Below are 18,813 nucleotides of genomic sequence, written 5' to 3' on the forward strand. Positions count from 1 at the left end.
TTCGCCCGCCTCGTACAGGAGAGACTGGACATCGTCCGGCGAAAGCATGCCCTAGGCGACGAGCATCTTGACTAGCACCCTGAGGATGAGAGCTGAAGTTCTCCCTCAGGCCCGGAGGGGCTTACGGCCCATGCAGGGTGGCACCATGTGCGCGAGGCGGTTCGCGAGAATCGTGCTTCTTTAAAGCAAGGCGCCCTTGCCAACGGAAGGCTTTCACCCGGACCGTCCAGCGATGATGCCTTACCGAATCACCGCCCCCAAGCCACACCGGTTTCCCTGCGATAAACGTGGCTCGTAAGGCGCCCGGCCCAGGGGCGAGACACTGACTGATCGGGCTTGCGTCACCAGGGTGCTATCCGGTGGCCCGAGATGGTCATCACGCTTGCAGCGCGCCATCCGTTGCACAGGGCGTTGCGCGCTGTATGAGCGCCCGGCGGCATGCCATATTGGCCGAAATCAACCTCCGTCAGGTTGCCGCCCAGGGCCCAACGTCGATGTTCAAGGCACAGAAGTCCCGCCCTCGGCCGGCAAGGCCCGCTCCGGCGGATCACAGCATAGAAAAAGGGGGTTCCTGGCGCAGGTCCAGCCCCTTGTTCTGGTCATTACTGGTGCTGCTTGCCTCGTGCGGCTATGCAGCATTCCATGGGTGGGTCATCCATGAGAACAACAAAAAGGTGGTTGCCCAGCAACTGGACTCCCTCGCGGATAGGGTTTCGAACGAGCTGCAGGAGCGCTTCCGTACTTACGAATATGGCTTGCGCGGTGCGCGAGGCGCGGTCATCGCCGCAGGCGGTACCGGCATCACGCATGCCGCTTTTGCTCGTTACATGCGATCGAGAGATATGGCGACGGAGTTCCCCGGCTCCAGGGGATTTGGCTACATCGTTCCAGTCAAGGTGACGGATCTAGCCGCCTTCGTAGCGCAAGCGCAAAGCGATCGTGGGTCGCCCTTTCAGGTCAGGGAGCTCTCGCCTAACGATGGCGAGCATTTCGTTATCAAATACGTCGAGCCGGAGTCGCTCAACCTGGCGGCTATCGGGCTGGACATTGCTTCGGAAAGCAACCGCCGCGAAGCGGCCGTCAAAGCGATGTCCAGCGGGAAAGCCACGCTCACCGCACCCATCACGCTCGTCCAAGCCACGGGAGCGGTGAACCACAGTATGTTGTTCTTGCTGCCGATTTACTCGGGCGAGCAGCTCCCGCCGGAAAACCAAAGAGCAGGCTCACTGCTTGGGTGGACATATACCCCGCTCGTCACCGACGAAATTCTTGGCGCCATGGCCGGAGCACACGCCGATATTTCCTTTTCACTTGCAGATATCGACGCGCAGGGCAAGGAACAGGAGGTATACGCAACGCGGGCTAAGCGCGCCAAGGCCGATGCCATTGAAGATCGCACAAGGCAGTTCTCCGTCTACGGCAGACAATGGCGCCTGATCGTTGCGCCCGACAACACATTCCTGGCAGGCCTGGATATCCCCGACCCGGTGCTTCCCGTCATCTGGATTGCCACCGGCGGCAGCTTGCTGGCATTGGCGGTATTCCTGGCCACCAGCACTGCTGGGCGGCGGCGGCGCGCGCTGGCGCAGCGCGCGCGCCTGGCAACCATTGTGGAGGATTCGCACGACGCCATCATTGGCACATCGCTCGACGGCACCGTTACCGAGTGGAACCGCGCGGCAACCCATTATTTCGGCTATGAGGCTGGCGAGGCCATCGGCAAGACGATTGCCGACCTCATCGTTCCCGCGCGCTACATCAAAGAAGACCACGACATTCTTGAGCGAGTATTCGCGGGCGAAAATGTCGCCATCAGCGAGTCGGTCCGGCGTCAGAAAAATGGATCCACGTTGTTTGTCGACATCTCGGCATCACCCATTCGCGATGGGCATGGACGTATCGTTGGCGCGGCAAAAACGTTGCGCAACATTACCGAGCGCAAACTTGCCGAGCGAAAGATTCTGGAACTCAACGCCACCCTAGAAGAGCAGGTGCAGCGCCGTACCGCCGAACTTCAATCGGTCTCGGCCCTACACCAGGCCATTCTGTCGAATGCAGGCTACGCGATTATCGCGACCGACCCCAAGGGCACCGTCACCCTGTTCAACCCGGCCGCGGAGGCCATGCTCGGCTACAAGGCCAGCGAAGTCGTGGGCATCCACTCGCCCGCACTCTTCCATGACAAACGGGAAATGGTATTGCGATCGGCGCATCTGACTGAGGAGCTCCAGCGCAACATCGAACCAGACTTCGAGGTCTTCGTCGCCAAGGCGCAAGACGCACCCGATGTGAACGAGTGGACCTATATCCGCAAGGATGCGCAACGGATTTCCGTGCTGCTGAATGTAAGCGCCCTGCGTCGCGAGGACGACACTATCCAGGGCTATCTTGGCATCGCGGCGAGTCTGGTTGAGTTGAAGCGGCGCGAGGCGGCCTTGGAAATCAATGAGCGCAAGTTGCGCGGGCTGTTCGAACTATCGCCGCTGGGTATTGCGCTGACCGACGAGGTCGGCAGGCTGATCGAATTCAATGAAGCCTATCGCGCGCTCACCGGCTACAGCGAGGCCGAATTGCTCGCCATGGATTACTGGAGCCTGACGCCGTCGGAATACCTGGCGCAGGAGCAGTCGGCGCTTATGACGCTGGAGCTGAACGGGCGCTACGGACCCTACGACAAGCACTACATCCGAAAGAATGGAAGCCGGGTTCCGGTACGCCTGAATGGCGTGTCGCTGCGCATTGATAGCAAACCTTGCACCTGGTCCATCGTGGAGGACACCACGGACCAGCGCCTGGCGGAGGCGACCATGGTCAAGGCCATCGCGGCGGCGGAGGCGGCGAGCAAGGCCAAGAGCGACTTCCTTGCCAATATGAGCCATGAAATTCGTACGCCGATGAATGCCGTTCTCGGCATGCTCCAGCTGTTGCAACGGACATCGCTGGACGACAAGCAGCGCGACTACACCAGCAAGACCGAGACGGCAGCAACCACATTGCTTGCGCTGCTGAATGACGTCCTGGACTTCTCCAAGATCGAAGCGGGGCGACAGACCCTGGAGATCCATGAGTTCGATCTGGATCAGATGTTGCGTGAGATCTCGGTCATCGTCAGTGCGAATGTGGGCAACAAGGATGTCGAGGTGGTGTTTGACATCGACCCCCGCATTCCCGATTGGCTGATGGGTGATTCGCTGCGCTTGCGGCAAGTACTGATCAATCTGGCCGGCAATGCCGTGAAGTTCACCCAGGCCGGCGACGTAAGGCTGCAAGCCAAGCTGCTATCACTGGAGACCGGCCACGCACTGCTCCGCTTTGAGGTGACGGACACCGGCATCGGCATTGCCGGCGACAAGCTGTCGACCATTTTCGATGGCTTTTCCCAGGCAGAGGCATCGACGACCCGGCGTTATGGCGGCAGCGGTCTTGGCCTGGCCATCAGCCGGCAGTTGGTGACCCTGATGGGCGGCGAGCTTCACGTGGAGAGTGAGCCTGGCATGGGCAGTTGTTTCTACTTCACCGTGGAGCTGGAAACGACAGCGTCACCGCCGATACGCGATGCCGCCGAAGTCATGCGACGACTGTGTGGCATCCGGGTACTTGTGGTGGATGACAACAGCAGCGCACGCGACGTCATCGCCGACATGGTGCGTTCGCTGGGCTGGACCTGCGACACCGTAGAAGATGGGCCACAGGCGCTGCGGCAGATCGATTCCGTGGAAATGCAGAATGCTTTCTACGACGTCATCCTGATGGACTGGAGCATGCCCGGCATGGATGGCTGGGAGGTCAGTCGCCGAATCCGGGAGCGATACTCGCCCCAGCGCTGCCCGCTTATCGTCATGGTGACCATGCACGAGCGCGAAGCAGTAGCGAATCGTCACTCGCAGTCAGATTCGGTGCTGGACGGTTTTCTGATCAAACCCATCACTGCGTCCATGTTGCTGGACGCAGTGGCGGATGCGCTCGCGTGCCAGCACCCAGCCCTGCAGGCGCGCACCAGGCGCGCCATCGACGCGAATGATGCCGTGCGATTGGACGGGATACGCATTCTGGTTGTCGAGGACAACCTGACCAATCAACAGGTCGCCAAGGATCTGCTGGAACTTGAGGGGGCTTCAGTGGATGTGGCCAGCAGCGGACGCCAGGCCATCCAGTTGCTGGATGAGGCCAAGCAGCCTTACCACCTGGTGCTGATGGATATCCAGATGCCCGACATGGACGGCTTTACAGCGACCCGCCATATACGTGACATGCCCGAGCTGGCCAGCCTGCCCATCGTGGCGATGACGGCCAATGTGCTGGAATCGGACCGCCTAGCTTGCCTGGCGGCGGGCATGAACGATCACGTGGGGAAGCCGTTCGACCTGAATGTATTGGTAGATACCATTCACCGCTGGATAGGCCGGTCCGCGTCCATCAGTGGCGTCCCCTCCTCCGACGCGCGCCCAGGCGAACCGGCCAAGGCATTCGCCGATGTCGAGCTCGATTACGACGGCGCGCTGGCCCGGTTCAATGGCCGGCGCGCACCCTACCATGCGGCGCTGCGCAGCCTCGATCGGTCCGCCCGCGAGGCACTCGCCTTGCTGGGTGAGGCGGTAGCGGACGACAGCCGGGAAGATGCCGCACGGGCATTGCATACGTTGAAAGGTGTGGCCGCCACGGTGGGCGCTCTGCGGCTCGCTACTTTCGCGGCCGTCGCCGAGCGTCGGTTCGACGACCCGCTGAAGTGGCGGGAAGAGCTGCCGCTAGGTGAGCTGAAGCAACTGATTGAGTATGCGGTTCTGACTGCCAATGCGCGGCTGGCCGAGCAGCGTGAGGTACCCGCCGTCCACGCGGGCGACGGCGTATCTCGACCGTCTATCGAGGAACTGGCGACGTTGCTGCGCGCGTCCAGTATGCGCTCGGTAGAGCTTTACGAAACGATCAGGCCGGTTCTGTCGATATCTCGGCCCGAGATGAGTGCCAGACTCAATGACGCACTCATGATGCTTGATTTCCCGAAGGCTCTTGCCGTCTGCGAGTTGTTGCTTCACACCTATGGCGAGGGGCAGCGATGAAAACCGACGACATCTTGCAGAGCATGAGCATAGCTGGCGATAGCACCTCGCGTCCGAGGCTGCTTGTGGTGGATGACCAGCCGATCAATATCCGTGCGCTGCACCAGGTTTTCTCCGAGGACCACGAGGTCTTCATGGCCATGAATGGCAAGGATGCCGTGGCGTTCTGTGAACGCACGCCACCGGATCTGGTGTTGCTGGATATCGTCATGCCTGGCACCAGCGGGCTTGAGGTCTGTCGCGAGCTGAAAGCCAATCCTTTCACGGCGGATATTCCCGTCATATTCGTCACGGCCCAGGACAATCCAGAGGAAGAAAGTGCTTGCTGGGATGCTGGAGCCGTCGACTTCATCACTAAGCCGATCAATCCACAGACCACACGCAATCGCGTGCGCGCACACCTGACTCTGAAGCGGCAGGCCGACGTATTACGCTGCCTCGCCTGGATCGATGGACTTACCAGCATTCCCAACAAGCGTCAGTTCGACGAACGTATGCAGCAGGAACTCCGGCGTTGTCAGCGAGAGTCGATACATCTGGCGGTGGCGGTGATTGATATCGATTACTTCAAGGCCTTCAACGACACCTACGGACACCTTTCGGGCGATGACTGTCTGAAGAACGTGGCCCAGGTGATTCATCGCTGCATGCAGCGGGCCGGCGACATCGCGGCCCGCACTGGTGGTGAAGAGTTCACCTGCATCCTGCCAGGCCTGGATCCTGGCGGAGCCAGGGAGATAGCCGAACGGATCCAGCAGGCCGTGTCTGCGCTGGACATTTCCCACGCTCACGGCATTGGGAACAAAGTCACCGTATCCGTTGGCGTTGGCAGTGTCGTGCCGGATCTGGAAGTGTCGGCCGAATCGCTGATCGAGAAAGCGGATCAGATGCTCTACGCGGCCAAGCACGCCGGTCGCGCGCGCGTCTGTGTCGGTTAACGGACAAGCTCAGACGGCGTGCTTGCAGCCTCGCGCTCAAGGGGCTACAGCAGATCGTCAGGCGATGCCGTCGCCCAGCCGTTGCGGATGGGTGTACACCACGTGCCGTCCCGGGCGCACAAAGCCAGCCAGGGTCAGGTTGCTGGCGCGGGCTAGCTCCACCGCCAGCGCGGTCGGAGCCGATATCGCCGCCAGCAGGCCCACGCCGAGCCGGGCGGCCTTGGTCACCACTTCATAGCTGGCGCGGCTGGTCACCAGCACGAAACCGCTGCGCATATCGGCGCCCTCGCGGCTCAACGCTCCCAGCAATTTATCCACGGCGTTGTGGCGTCCTACGTCCTCGCGCACATACAGAATCTCGCCTTCGATCGATGCCCAGGCCGCGGCATGCACCGCGCCGGTGCAGCTGTTGAGCGGCTGTCGCTGCGCCAGTGCTCCCAAGGCACGCTCCAATGCTCCGGGGGCGAGCACCGGCCCGTCAGGCACCCGCGGCGGCATGGGTTCGAGTACGTCTTCCAGATGACGGTTGCCGCAGAGTCCGCAACCGCTGCGCCCCGGCATCAGGCGCGCCGAGTCGTCGTCCACGGCCAGCACGCCGGAGGCCTGGATGTCCACGACGTAGCCTTCCAGTTGCTCGTGCACCGTCACGCTGTGGATATCGCTTGCGCGAGCGACGCGACCCTCGCTCAACGAAAAGCCATGAGCAAAGTCCTCCAGGTCCGCCGGCGTGGCCATCATCACCGCGAAGGCCTCGCCGTTGTAGCGCAGCTCGACCGGAGTCTCCTCGGCCAGCCAGTCCTCGCCATGTTGTTCGGTGCCGCCCTGATGGACGATGACGGCGCGCCGCGCCAGGCCGGGAGGATGCTGCGTCATGGCGTTGAATGCTCCTGCTCTGCGACGGGCCAGCAGCGAATCGCACTCGGCGGTAGCGACAGCATCGGTGCCTCCGGCGCTTCATGTCCAGGCGGCAGTTCGACCCATAGCCGCGCCTGTCCGCAACGCATGCCGAGGTAACAACCATGCGCGCTGGTTTGCCGCAGCTCGAGCACAGCGGGCAAGGACCCGGAAGGTGCGGAGGCCGCCGCATGCACCTTCACTGCATTGGGGGCGATATGCCAATCGACCGGCGTGCCATGGGGCAGCGTGGTGTGCACCGGCAGGGCTGCATTCGCCTGTGACCACAACAACTGTGGTTCTCCGGAAGCGCCGGCGATCTGACCGCGCTGCACATTGCGCAGCCCCAGCAGCCGCGCCACCGCACCGCTGGCTGGTTGCGCATGGACTTCCGCGGCGGTACCCACCTGCACGATGCGCCGGTTGTGCATCAGCACCAGGCGGTCAGCAATGGCGGCCAGCGCCGGATCATGGCTGACCGCCAGCGCGGGAATGCTCGCCTCGTGGACTTCCGCAATCAGCTCGGCAAGTACTTCATCGCGAGTGATCGGATCCAGCGCCGACGTAGGTTCGTCGAGCAGCAGCAAATGCGGACGCCGCGCCAGCGCACGAGCCAGCGCAACGCGCTGTTGCTGGCCGCCGGACAGCGACGTGGGCCAGCGCTCGGCCAGCGCGGAGATGCCAACCCGCTCCATCCATTGCATGGCCAACTCGCGACGGCGCGAACCGCGCAAGGCAAAAGCCACGTTCTCCCATGCACGCAGATGCGGGAACAGCGCGTGCCCCTGTGGCAGGTAGCCCACCGCGCGACTCTGCGGCGGCAGACCGCCAAACGGTTCGCCACGCGCGGGCACCAACCCGGCGATGGCAGACAGCAGCAGTGACTTGCCTTCCCCGCTGGCTCCCAGCAAGACGGTGAAGCCCTCCACCTCGAAGCAGGCATGCAGCGCCACCGGCCGCTCGATGCGGTAATCGATGCGCATCAGGACAAGCGCCTGCGCACGGCAATGCCCAGCGCCAGCGGCAACGGCAGTGCCACCAGGAAGAACACCCATAGCAAGGGATACACCGCATCCAGCCCGATGTTCTGCAGGTTCACCCACAGCTTCACCGGGATGCCTTGTGGGTAATAGGCGACGATCAGCACGGCGCCGAACTCACCCAGTGCGCGCACCCAGGCCAGCGCCACGGCGGCCGCCAAACCCAGCCGCGCCAATGGCAGACTCACGTGAATAAAGCTGCGCCACGGCGAGTAGCCCAGAGTCAACGCGATCTGCTCCAGTTCGCGCGGTACGCCCTCGAACGCGGTACGCGCGGCCATCACGTAATAAGGCAACGCGGCGTAGAACTGTGCCAGCACGAAGGCCGGCGCCGAGTTAGTAAGCAACAGCCCTGCCCGCTCCAGCAGACGGCCGGCAGGACCATAAGGGCCATACATGGCAGCCAGCAGCAAACCCATGGCCAGCGGCGGAGTGAGCAGCGATACCAGCAGCAGCGCATCGATCAGCCATTGCCTGCGCGTGCGATGCCGTGCCAGCCACCAGGCCAGTGGTGTACCCAGCGCGATGATCGGTACTAGAGCCACCAGGCTGTAGCCCAGCGATACGCCCACTGCCCCGCCATCGCCACGCGTGAACGCGAAATGCCGCCAGTCGGTGACCCACAGCAAGCCGGCAAAGGGCGTAGCTAGTAACAACAACGCCAGCGCCGCCGCCAGTGCGGGCCATCGCGGACGTTGCGATGAGGTCATGGCAATTGTCACAGAGCGTCGCCGTGCGGCGCATCGTAACCGCGCTCACGCAGCATCACCTGTCCCTCGGCGCTCTGCAGCAGGCTGATGAAGTCCTTGCCCAACGCCGGTTGCTTCGCATTGCTCAGCACGGCGGCATAGAACACCAGCGGCTGCGCCGTCAGCACTTTGCCGCCGGGCAGATTCAAACTTGCCTTCGCATACCACGAAGCCTGCATGGCGGGCTGCGCAAGGTTGATTTCGTTGGGCAGATCAATCGTCGGCAAATGGTGCGAATGCGCTGCGCTGGCGTAACCGATGGCCGCGTCGATCTGGCCCGCCTCCAACCGGGACATCAGCGAGGGCTCTGCGAAAATCTGGCTGGGGTTTTGCAGTTCGCCGGCCACTTGTTGCAGCAATTCCGCCTGCTGGTAATAGCGCGCGGCCAGCTGCAAAGTCAGCAAGGCGTTGGCGCCCTGCGGATCTACTGCCGGGTCGGTGCGCCCCAGGCGAAGGCCGGGTTTGCGAAGCACGTCATACCAGTATTTTTTGCCGCGCGCAGCGGTAGCGAAGTCGGCGGCAAAACGACTGCGGGGACTGTAGATCACCACCATCCGCGTACTGGCAACGGGCACGGCGTGCTCCACCAGTCCAGCCTGTTGCACCACCTTCATCGGGCTAGGCGTGATGGCGACAAACACATCCGCTTGCATCTGTTTCGCCGCGAGCAGCCGTGCCAGCGCGAACGAACCCTGGCCGATACCTTCATAGCTGGCGCGATGCGTATTGGCGAAGGCTGGACCGAGCGATTGATCCATCACCACGCCCATTGAGCCGGCATAAGCGACGCGCAGCACTGGCGCATCGGTGGCCAGCGCGGATATGCCGACCAGCATCAGCAGTGGCGCGAGCCAACGTGCCAGAAGTGATGTGCGATTCATGCCTTGTCCTCACGATTCGGGCGGCGATGGCGCACGCTATCGCGCACATCAACGTCGAACAACAGCTGCAGCGGTTCTCCGTCGGGTACCGGCAATCTCAGTGACAAACCGTCGCGACTAGGCAGGCGCGCGGCGAACGCACGCACCTCGGTGTCGTTCATGGTCACCCGCCAGCCGTCGCCATCGCGCTGCCAGCCATCGCGATCGCCCAACGCCAGTTGCTGATGCTCCACCCGCCCGTCGGGCCAGCGTGTCTGGTTGCCTACCGCGGTGCCGGCGAGCAGTTGCGCCAGTTCCGCTTCGTCGATACGCAGGCGCAGCGACTGCTCTTGCAGTTGTATCTTCATCCGTTGACCTCGCTCCACATCGCTTCGGTATTGCAGTCGGTGAGTTGCGCCGCCTCGGCAGCGCTCAACGAGATTTCCTCGTTGCCGATGGCGGCCTGCAGGGCACGCAGCGAGCGCTGCCGCGGATCATCCTGCCGCAATAGCTCGAGCAGCAATGCACGGCCGTGGGTATCCAGCCGTAACCGCAGCGGCAGCACATGACCGACGAAACACAAACTGTGCGCGTGTGATCGCTCCGTGCGCAGACGTCGCAAAAGTCCGGCCTGTAACAGCGGCATATCCACCGGGATCACCAGCAGGTCGGTGTCATCAGCCAACGTTTCAGCGATGCCCGCCAGGCCGCTAAGCGGGCCGGCCTGAGGAAGCGCATCGGCGATGCCGTGATAGTCCGGACGATGGCCGCTGACGCGAACATCGTCGACACCCGCTTCGCGCAGCAGGCCAAGCTGATGTTCGATCAGCGGTCGCCCCTTCCATGACAGCAACGCTTTGTCGCGCCCCATGCGTGATGACCGGCCACCGGCCAGCACCACGCCGATGCACGGCGGCGGTTCAATGATCGTGCCCATGGCCTGCGGTTCCACCGTGGCTGTCCTGGGCACGCTGCATCTCATGTTGCTCTTCGCACAACGAGCAGCCTTCGCTCCAGGCACTGTCGCCGTCGATGTAGTGCTCCTGCTTCCAGATCGGTGCCTCGTGCTTGACCGCTTCAATCGCCAGCCGGCACGCGCGGAAAGCTTCATCGCGATGCGGCGTTCCGGCGGCCACCACCACGGCGAGATCGCCGAGGCCCAGCTCGCCTTTGGCGTGGGCAATATAGAGCTTCAGCGAGTCACCCACTTCGGCACGCGCGCGTTCGCCGATCGCGCGGAAGATACGCAGGGCCAGCGGTTCGAAAAGGTCATAGCTGATCCCGGTGACGACCCGGCCCAGGTTGTGATCGCGCACACGGCCCACGAAGACGGCGATGCCGCCGAAGCGCGGATCGGACACAAACTCGATCGCCGCAGCCGCGTCCAGCGCGGCCACTTTGCGTTCAACCACTGCGACATGCATATCGTCCATGTCAGCCTCCACTCACCGGTGGCAGTACGGCCAGCGCCACATCCTCGGGCACCGTACGATGGTTGTGCAGGATCTCTTCGTCGCTGGCGAATGCGGAGATCCGCACCAGCTTCACATTCACCGCAGGCGCATGCTCGCTCAGGTGCGCGGTGAGCAGTTCGCGAAGCGTTGCGATGGTGCTGCCTGGGGGCACCTCCAGTTCGACGTAACCGCGAGGATCGGCCTCGCGCAACGCGCCATACAGTGCAATACGGACATTCATGCGCCGCTCCCGTCCCATTGCGGACTTTCCAGATGGCTCAGGCCATAAGTGTCCACCAGCGTTCCCACTGGCAATTCCATGGCATCGCGCGGTATGCCGATCCAGGCATTCGCTTCTGCCAGCGGCCGGATGCGGTACGACTCCTGCCCCGTCAGCGCGGTGGCGGCCAACTGCCCTTGGGCGCTCACTTCGATGCGCGACTTCAGATAGAAATGCAGGCGCGGTTTCTTGGTAAAGGCCGCAGCCAGGGGCACCTGCCACGGCCGTTCGCGCGGCAGGCCCAACATGGCTCGCAACGCCGGCTCGACAAAGAAGCGCAGCCCCACCGCCACCGCAATGGGATTGCCGGGCAGACCAAAGAACAGCGTGCCATCCGGCAAGCGCGCAAACAGCAACGGTTTGCCGGGGCGGATCGCTATCTTGTGGAACAGCACTTCCGCGCCCAGTCGCTGCAAGGCCGCTGGTACAAAATCGTAGCGACCCATGGATACCGCGCCGGTGGAGATCACGACGCGCGCACCTGCGGCGCGGGTCCGTTCGACCGCGGCAAGGAACGCATCCACGTCGTCGCTCACCGTTTCGGCGTGCACCAGCTCCGCGCCGGCACGCGGTATCCGCGCAGCCAGGAAGGGTCCGTTGGAATTGCGGATCTGCCCCGACGCCAACGGTGTGTCAGGGTCGTCCACTAGTTCGCGGCCGGTGCATAGCACCGCCACGCGCGGCCGGCTGGCCACACTGACACTGGCCACGCCCAATGCCGCCAACAGCATGAGGTGCTGCGGTGCCAGCAAGCTGCCTGCGGTCAGCACCGTCTCGCCCGCGGCCACGTCGGAGCCGGCGAAGCGCACGTTCTGTCCCGCCGCTACTTCGGCCAGCAGGCGCATACGCAATGGCGCCTCCAGTCGTTCGGCCTGCTCCACCGGAATCACGCGATCCAGCCCGTCGGGCATGCGCGCGCCGGTCATGATTTCCCACGCGCCGCGCGTACCGTTGCGCGCGCCATCACCTGCCGCCTGCTCGCCTTCGATCGGCCATTCGCTGTCGGTCGGCAGGGGCTCGGCACCGCCACTGAGCGCGTAACCGTCCATCGCCGAATTATCGAACGGCGGCAACGCACTCGCACTCAGCACGGGGTGCGCAAGCAGGCGACCCAGCGCGGCGGTGCTATGGCAGCTCTCGCGCTGCCCTTGGCTGCAAGCATCGAGAATAATGCGCTGCGCACCGGCCGGATCCAGCAGATCGTGATTCATGCGTGACCTCCGCCGGCCGCCATGTTCAAGGCGTGCGCGAGGATCGGCGCGAGAATGTCCATGCCCTCGGCCACCGCCTTGGCGCTGCCAGGCAGGGCGATTACCAGCGTTCCCTCCACCAGCACGGCATCCGCGCGACTCAGCCAGGCCAGCGGGGTGTGCTGGCTGCTCTCGCTGCGGAACAGTTCGCCGATGCCGGCCACATGACGATCGGCCGCCAGCGCCAGCGCTTCGGGCGCGCGGTCGCGCGGACCGAGCCCCGTCCCACCCGTGCACAGCACCAATTTGATATCGGCGGCAGCGAGTTCGCGCAGGCGCGCCGCCAGAGGCTCCGCATCGTCAGCACGTACTTCGGCCGGCCCCGTGTCGGCGCCCAAGGTACGCAGGCGCTCCACCAGCAACGGCCCAGAGGTGTCCTCGTAGTCGCCGCGACTGGCGCGGTCGCTTAGCGTGATCACCGCCGCGGCGACGCCTTCAAGCCGTGCCGGCGCACGCGGACGGTAGCGCTGCCGCTCGGCTTCGCTCATGCCTTCCGGATGCAGCCACAAACCCTTCTTGCCACCCTCCTTGAATAACAGCCGGATGGCGCCGAGTGACAGCGCCGGCTGCACTGGCTTGGTGAGGTCATAGAGCGTGAGCAACGCAGCACTGGCGCCTGCCAGGGCCTCCATCTCCACCCCGGTACGGGCAAAGGTGGCGACCTCGCAGTAGACACGGATGGCCTGGCGTTCCGGCACCGGCTCGCACTGCAATTCAATGTATTCCAGCGGTAACGGGTGGCACAGCGGCATCAGTTGCGAGGCGTTTTTTGCGCCCTGCAGCCCGGCGATTTCAGCCATGGCGATGGCGTCGCCCTTGGGCAGTCGCCCTTCCACGATGGCGTCATAGGCGCTACCGGCGTTGAGTTCGCCTACCGCCACCGCGCGGCGCGCCGTGATGCGCTTGCGCCGTACGTCGGCCATATGAAAGTTGGCGCGAGGTTCGCGCTCGGACATGAATCAGCCTCCAGTGGATGCGGGAAGGGGCATTTAATAAGTCTGTCCTCCCATCCTATCCATTTACGCTGCGATAAATGCGGCAATTCCTCCCCAGCCAGGGCATGGGGGCGCGATTGTCCTTTCTACTTCGTCATCCCTGCGTAGGCAGGGATCCAGTAGTGGTGCGTTCGGTTTTGGCGTCTGCGTGCTCTGGCTCGCCTGCCGCGGGCTTCCGAACCGCTGCCGCGGCCCGGGTCACTTTCTCTTTGCTGACCCAAAGAGAAAGTAACCAAAGAGAAATGGCCTGAGAGCAGGCGATGTGCTTGTAGCTAAGCCTCTTCCAGTGTCAGGCGTCGGGCTGTCTTCTCTTCCTGCCCTTTCCTCTGGGTCTGATTAGCGTCGTGTCGGAGCAACGCGTGTTTTTCTCCTCCCCCTGCTCGCAGGGGGAGGCCGGGAGGGGGTAAGCCCTTGAGAAAACCTCTCCCGATACGCTTTCTCAAGTACTCACCCCTCCCCAACCCTCCCCTGCCAGCAGGGGAGGGAGCGAGAGCAAACCCTACGCCTGACACTGGAAGATGCGCAGCTACAGAGCACACCGCGCTCTTTAGACCATTTCTCTTTGGTTACTTTCTCTTTGGGTCAGCAAAGAGAAAGTGACTCGGGCGCCGGCAGGCGTCCGAAATGCCCGCTGCATAAGCGGCCAGGTCGCGACAACGCGCCCACTACGGATCTTTGGCGCCATGCGAGACACCCGCCAGGCCCTCAGCCACCACGCGCACCGGAATGGACTTGGCCGCAGGCGTGCCACTGATCCTGTCGTAGTAGTCCAGCGGCAGCAGCGAATTGAGCTCTGGGTAGTACCCCGCAATAGCGCCGCGCGACATCGGGTAATCGAGAATCGTCAGCCCCTCCACGCGCCGCTGGATGCCATCTTCGCTGATGGTTTCGAGAGCCACCCGGGCCCCCTCCTCCAGACCACGGGCCACGCGATCCTGTTCGTTCATGAAGATCACCATGCGGTCGTTATACACGCCACGATAGCGATCGCTGTAACTGTAGATCGTGGTGTTGAACTGGTCGTGTGAACGCACCGTCGCCAGACGCAACATCGACGGATCGTCAATCGGAGTGTTGACCTCAAGCCCCGGCAGCGGCAGGAAATTGGCCTTGCCATTCGGGGTGGGCCAGACCAGCCGGCGCGGCGGCACATCGAGATGGAAACCCTTAGGGTCTTTGATCCGCTCGGAGAACTCGCTATAGATCGCGGGATACACCTCGGCAATCTTGTCGCGGATCAAGTCGTAGTTGTAGATGTAGCTTTCCCACGGCAGCTTGCTGTCCGGCAAGGTGGCGCGTGCCATGCGGCAGACAATCTCCACTTCCGGCATCACGTCTGCACTCGGCGGATCCAGCACGCCGCGGGACGCCGACACATTGGACATGGCGTCTTCGATCGTGACGAACTGCTCGCCCGCGGAAGTGCGAATCCACTCCGAGCGGGAACTCACCGGCAGGATCAGCGCGTCCTTGCCGTGAACCAGATGACCCCGGTTGAGCTTGGTCGCGATGCCCACGGTCAACGCGAGCTTGCGCATCGCGGCATAGGATCGCTCGGTATCCGGAACCGCACGGACAAAGTTGCCGCCCATGCCGATGAAGACTTTGGCTGTGCCGTCCAGCATCGCCTCGATGGACTCGACGGTATGGTGGCCGTGCTCGCGCGGCGGCTCAAAGCCAAAGACATCGCGCACGCGGTCCAGGTAGGCCTGGGACGGTTTCTCGTCAATACCGACGGTGCGGTCCCCCTGCACGTTCGAATGTCCGCGGATCGGCGCGATGCCGGCACCCGGCTTGCCGAAGTTGCCGCGCAACAACAACAGGTTCGCCACTTGCTGGATCAGTCGCGAACCCTGCTGATGTTGGGTGAGCCCCATGCCATAGCAGATCATCGTGGCGCGCGAACGGATATAGATGTCAGCGCAGCGGCGAATCTGGGCTTCCTCCAGACCGGAGATCCGTACGATATCGTCCCACGTCTGCAACATCACTTCGTCGCGGAGCGCCTCCAGGCCCACCGTATGCTGGCGGATGAAGTCGTGATCGATGACCTGCTCGCCCAGCGCCTCGCGCTCAAAGATCACCCGCATCATGCCTTTCAGCAGAGCAAGGTCACCGCCGATCTTGATGTGAACGAATTCGCTCGCAATAGCGGTGGAGCCGAAGGTCGCCATCTGCACGACATCCTGAGGCTCCGTGAAGCGAATCAGCGCCCGCTCCGGCATCGGATTCACCGCCACGATCGGAACGCCGCGCTTACGGGCCTCGACCAGGTGGGTCATCATGCGCGGCGAGTTAGTCCCCGTATTCTGGCCGATCACGAAGATGGCTTCGGTGTGCTCGAAGTCTTCCAGCACGACCGTACCCTTGCCCACGCCAATCGCCGGCGCCAGTCCGCGGCTGGTGGGCTCGTGGCACATGTTCGAGCAGTCCGGGAAATTGTTGGTGCCGAATTCCCGGACAAAAATTGAGTAAAGAAAGGCCGCCTCGTTGGGCGTGCGGCCCGACGTATAGAACTCCGCATGGTGCGGGCTTTCGAGCGCGCGCAGATGGTGGCCGATCATCGCGAAGGCCTCATCCCAATCGCACGGCACGTAATGGTCCGTGGCGGCGTCGTAGCGCATGGGCTCAGTCAGGCGGCCCTGCATCTCGAGCCAATGATCCGACTGCTCCATCAGTTCGGCGACGGTGTGCTTCGCGAAGAACTCCCGAGTGATGCGGAACTTGGTCGCCTCGAACGCCAGCGCCTTTACCCCGTTTTCGCAGAACTCCAGCTTCTTGGTGCAAGCGGCGTCCGGAAAAGCGCAGCTTGGGCACTTGAAGCCACCCGGCTGGTTCATATCGAGCAGCGCACGCGACCCTTTGGCGACCACGCTTTGTTGAAGCAGCACCTTGGCGGTCGCCGCGGCAGCGCCCCAGCCACCGGCCGGATGGTTGTAAGTCTTGTAACGAGGGGGCTTGCTGTCAGCCATAGTCAACGTGTTCCGGGAAAGAAGTGGCTTGGACCCGCATGGCCCACTGGTTTCAACTCAGCACATCATTATGCGGCTCCAGCAGCGGCGGAAGCTCCTTTTCGCCGAGCAACCCCAGCATCTCGCGCTCGACAATGCGCTGTATCGCATAGAGCGGCAGCGCATTCGGCTCCAGGCTAAAGGGCGCTTCAAGCTGATGGCCGAGCGCATCCAGGCCAAAGAATGTGTAGGCGACAAGAAGCACCGGAAGCAGGGTCCACCAACCCAGCGAGCCCGCGAGTGCGAAAGGAAGCGCGATGCAGAAAATCAGAGCGGTACGGTGCAGCAACAGCGAATAGGTGAATGGCACCGGGGTCGAGGCGATGCGCTCGCATCCGCCTTGAACATCGGATAGCTGGGCAAGTTGCTTTTCCAGCACCGAATAGTGGATCGCCCCGATCTTCTCCTGATGCATCAGCGTCAGGCAGTACGTGCCGACCTGATTGAGCACTTCGTTGGTGGGATTGGGGCTTTGGTCCAGGTTGTCGATGGCACACCACAGGGCGATCGCCGCCGGCTCATCATCGCCGCGAAGACGTGCGGTAAGCCCGGCGGTGAATCCGCACAGGCTGCGCAAGAGGTACTGCCTGTCTTTCTCCTCAAGCGTCGATGTCTGCCGTGCGAATGAGCGACAGGAAATGATCAGCTCGCCCCAAAGCCGTCGCCCTTCCCACCAACGCGCGTAACACGCGTTGTTGCGGAAGCTCATGAACACCGACAGCGCGATACCGATCAGGGTGAACGGAACGGCACTGATCCGCGCAAAGATCCCCGGATGCTCGTTCGCCGCGAGAATCGCGACAACGCTGAGTAGCGCGATCGTGGCCAGGCGCCGCGCGATCCGCGGCAGGATCGACCCGCGGATCGCAAACAGAATGTCTTTGAAAGAGGGCTGCTGGCGGACAATCATCTCGATGAATCTCAATACGTACTAGCAGGAATGGTAGACCGGATCAGCTCGCTCGAGATCGCAGCGAAGGCGGTCGCGGTCGGGCCATCCGGCCTTGAACGTGCCAACAACATGTCCATGGCAAGACACGTCGCCCCCTCCGCACGTGTCGATCGCACCACCCGCGAAGGCATCTCATCTAGACGTTTGCTCACCCGCCGCACGAGCCGCGAATCGGAAGTTGTTGTTCCTCCTGATAACGCAATAACTTGCGAAAAATACTCCTTGTGAGTCATCTGCCGAACCGATAGTTTCTGCTCCGCGGTTTCGCTGGGCGAAGTCAGGGGGCTCCGCCGCAAACCGTGTAACAGGGGACAATGGAATGACTCTTCTGCCCAGACTGGTTCTGGGATGTCTTGGCGCACGGCTGCACGCCCGAAGAATTTGCGTTCTGGCCTTGGGCGCCATCGCTTCCATCGCAAACACATACGTGTCGGCCCTGCCGGCACCGGCAGGCTATGACTGCCTGATCGAGCCCATGCAAACCGTGGAGCTGGGCGCACCCGTGGCAGGCCTGATCGATCGCGTGCTGGTCAAGCGCGGCGATCGCGTGACACACGGCCAGGTACTTGCCTCGCTCGAATCCCATGCCGAACAGGCGGCGTCCGACCTTGCCCGCTATAAGTCACAACTAGCCGGCCCGAGTCAGCTGGCGCAAAGCAAGATCGAATTCTCCCAGCGCAAGTACAACCGGCGTCGCGATATGGCGGCGGAAAAACTCATGTCCAAACAGGACAGCGATGACGCTGAAGGTGAACTCAAGCAAGCCCAGGCCGAACTGCTGGTAGCCAAGGAAAACCGCGAGGTGGCGCACCTGGAGTACGTCCAGCAATCGAGCCAGCTCAACCTGCGCACGATTCGCAGTCCCTTCGACGGTGTCGTGGTGGACCAGATGATGTGGCCCGGCGAAATCTTCGAGCCGGGCGCCACCAAGCACGCCATCGTCAAACTCGCCCAACTCAATCCCCTGCGCATCCGCGTGGTGATGCCGATGCGCGCGTTCGGCGAAGCGGCGGTCGGCATGACCGCCAACGTGGTTCCCGAAATACAGCCGGGCAAGCACTACACCGCGAAGGTCTCCAGCGTGGATCGCATCATCGATGCGGCCAGCGGCACCTTCGTGGTGTTCATGGATTTGCCCAACCCCGGGCTGGACGTCCCGTCGGGCGTCAAGTGCAAGGCCAGCCTGGGCAAGCAGTGACTCGCACATAACGGATGTGACGGTCAGCGCCGCTGCGCTGATCGCTGATGGTTTCAAGGCAACGACACAAGCTCGACACCTTTCAACGCTGAGGGCCCGGCCATTGATGCGCCGAAGGCCCGCCAAGAGGGCAAC

15 protein-coding genes are annotated in these 18,813 nt (G+C 62.9%); 3 read left to right on the forward strand and 12 right to left on the reverse strand.

The window, feature by feature from the left end; all coding sequences use genetic code 11:
* Positions 1–590 precede the first annotated feature (590 nt).
* Entirely contained in the window at positions 591–5,057 is a 4,467-nt protein-coding gene (locus tag BM338_RS15000; RefSeq protein ID WP_177229372.1) for a PAS domain S-box protein, read from the forward strand.
* Positions 5,058–5,125: 68 nt separating this feature from the next.
* Positions 5,126–5,995 (forward strand): diguanylate cyclase domain-containing protein, encoded by an 870-nt coding sequence (locus tag BM338_RS15005; RefSeq protein WP_255367329.1) that lies wholly within the window; start codon positions 5,126–5,128, stop codon positions 5,993–5,995.
* Between the two features lie 57 nt (positions 5,996–6,052).
* Here the strand turns inward: BM338_RS15005 and fdhD are convergent, their stop codons facing one another.
* From fdhD to BM338_RS15065, 12 genes are all read right to left on the reverse strand, one after another.
* Positions 6,053–6,868 carry a formate dehydrogenase accessory sulfurtransferase FdhD gene (gene fdhD / locus BM338_RS15010; protein WP_090452020.1) on the reverse strand — a complete coding sequence of 272 codons (816 nt, stop codon included), beginning with the start codon at positions 6,866–6,868 and terminating at the stop codon, positions 6,053–6,055.
* Positions 6,865–7,872 carry an ABC transporter ATP-binding protein gene (locus BM338_RS15015; RefSeq protein WP_090452022.1) on the reverse strand — a complete coding sequence of 336 codons (1,008 nt, stop codon included), beginning with the start codon at positions 7,870–7,872 and terminating at the stop codon, positions 6,865–6,867. The genes fdhD and BM338_RS15015 overlap by 4 nt, the downstream gene beginning before the upstream one ends.
* Positions 7,872–8,639, reverse strand: a complete 768-nt coding sequence (locus BM338_RS15020) for an ABC transporter permease subunit (protein ID WP_090452024.1) — start codon at positions 8,637–8,639, stop codon at positions 7,872–7,874. The genes BM338_RS15015 and BM338_RS15020 overlap by 1 nt, the downstream gene beginning before the upstream one ends.
* An 8-nt stretch (positions 8,640–8,647) precedes the next feature.
* On the reverse strand, positions 8,648–9,559 hold the full coding sequence (locus BM338_RS15025) for an extracellular solute-binding protein (RefSeq protein ID WP_090452026.1): 912 nt from the start codon (positions 9,557–9,559) through the stop codon (positions 8,648–8,650).
* The gene (locus BM338_RS15030) at positions 9,556–9,906 is read right to left on the reverse strand and encodes a hypothetical protein (RefSeq protein WP_090452028.1); all 351 of its coding nucleotides are present in this window, start codon (positions 9,904–9,906) and stop codon (positions 9,556–9,558) included. Before BM338_RS15030 ends, BM338_RS15025 begins: the two co-directional genes overlap by 4 nt.
* Positions 9,903–10,475 carry a molybdenum cofactor guanylyltransferase gene (locus BM338_RS15035; RefSeq protein ID WP_090452030.1) on the reverse strand — a complete coding sequence of 191 codons (573 nt, stop codon included), beginning with the start codon at positions 10,473–10,475 and terminating at the stop codon, positions 9,903–9,905. Before BM338_RS15035 ends, BM338_RS15030 begins: the two co-directional genes overlap by 4 nt.
* A complete protein-coding gene (locus BM338_RS15040; RefSeq protein WP_090452033.1) occupies positions 10,459–10,971 on the reverse strand; it encodes a molybdenum cofactor biosynthesis protein MoaE in 513 nt (170 codons plus the stop codon). The genes BM338_RS15035 and BM338_RS15040 overlap by 17 nt, the downstream gene beginning before the upstream one ends.
* Position 10,972: 1 nt before the next feature.
* The gene (locus BM338_RS15045; RefSeq protein ID WP_177229373.1) at positions 10,973–11,233 is read right to left on the reverse strand and encodes a MoaD/ThiS family protein; all 261 of its coding nucleotides are present in this window, start codon (positions 11,231–11,233) and stop codon (positions 10,973–10,975) included.
* Entirely contained in the window at positions 11,230–12,483 is a 1,254-nt protein-coding gene (gene glp, locus BM338_RS15050; RefSeq protein WP_090452037.1) for a molybdopterin molybdotransferase MoeA, read from the reverse strand. Before glp ends, BM338_RS15045 begins: the two co-directional genes overlap by 4 nt.
* Entirely contained in the window at positions 12,480–13,478 is a 999-nt protein-coding gene (gene moaCB / locus BM338_RS15055) for a bifunctional molybdenum cofactor biosynthesis protein MoaC/MoaB (protein ID WP_255367330.1), read from the reverse strand. Before moaCB ends, glp begins: the two co-directional genes overlap by 4 nt.
* A 704-nt stretch (positions 13,479–14,182) precedes the next feature.
* Positions 14,183–16,489, reverse strand: coding sequence for an FdhF/YdeP family oxidoreductase (locus BM338_RS15060; RefSeq protein WP_090452040.1), 2,307 nt, complete (start codon positions 16,487–16,489; stop codon positions 14,183–14,185).
* A gap of 52 nt (positions 16,490–16,541) precedes the next feature.
* Positions 16,542–17,438: a bestrophin family protein gene (locus BM338_RS15065; RefSeq protein ID WP_090452042.1), complete on the reverse strand. Its 897-nt coding sequence runs from the start codon at positions 17,436–17,438 to the stop codon at positions 16,542–16,544.
* 469 nt (positions 17,439–17,907) lie between these two features.
* On the opposite strand from BM338_RS15065, the gene BM338_RS15070 reads away from it, so the two are divergent.
* Complete coding sequence (locus BM338_RS15070; RefSeq protein WP_177229374.1) at positions 17,908–18,678, forward strand: efflux RND transporter periplasmic adaptor subunit; 771 nt, start codon at positions 17,908–17,910, stop codon at positions 18,676–18,678.
* Positions 18,679–18,813: the final 135 nt, after the last annotated feature.

The organism is Dyella sp. OK004 (genome assembly GCF_900114495.1).
Lineage (GTDB): Bacteria > Pseudomonadota > Gammaproteobacteria > Xanthomonadales > Rhodanobacteraceae > Dyella_D.

Bases quoted from the DNA above. Each gene is read 5' to 3' on its own strand.
- fdhD (WP_090452020.1), bottom strand. From the start codon at position 6,868: ATGACGCAGCATCCTCCCGGCCTGGCGCGGCGCGCCGTCATCGTCCAT.
- BM338_RS15015 (WP_090452022.1), bottom strand. From the start codon at position 7,872: ATGCGCATCGATTACCGCATCGAGCGGCCGGTGGCGCTGCATGCCTGC.
- BM338_RS15020 (WP_090452024.1), bottom strand. From the start codon at position 8,639: ATGACCTCATCGCAACGTCCGCGATGGCCCGCACTGGCGGCGGCGCTG.
- BM338_RS15025 (WP_090452026.1), bottom strand. From the start codon at position 9,559: ATGAATCGCACATCACTTCTGGCACGTTGGCTCGCGCCACTGCTGATG.
- BM338_RS15030 (WP_090452028.1), bottom strand. From the start codon at position 9,906: ATGAAGATACAACTGCAAGAGCAGTCGCTGCGCCTGCGTATCGACGAA.
- BM338_RS15035 (WP_090452030.1), bottom strand. From the start codon at position 10,475: ATGGGCACGATCATTGAACCGCCGCCGTGCATCGGCGTGGTGCTGGCC.
- BM338_RS15040 (WP_090452033.1), bottom strand. From the start codon at position 10,971: ATGGACGATATGCATGTCGCAGTGGTTGAACGCAAAGTGGCCGCGCTG.
- BM338_RS15045 (WP_177229373.1), bottom strand. From the start codon at position 11,233: ATGAATGTCCGTATTGCACTGTATGGCGCGTTGCGCGAGGCCGATCCT.
- glp (WP_090452037.1), bottom strand. From the start codon at position 12,483: ATGAATCACGATCTGCTGGATCCGGCCGGTGCGCAGCGCATTATTCTC.
- moaCB (WP_255367330.1), bottom strand. From the start codon at position 13,478: ATGTCCGAGCGCGAACCTCGCGCCAACTTTCATATGGCCGACGTACGG.
- BM338_RS15060 (WP_090452040.1), bottom strand. From the start codon at position 16,489: ATGGCTGACAGCAAGCCCCCTCGTTACAAGACTTACAACCATCCGGCC.
- BM338_RS15065 (WP_090452042.1), bottom strand. From the start codon at position 17,438: ATGATTGTCCGCCAGCAGCCCTCTTTCAAAGACATTCTGTTTGCGATC.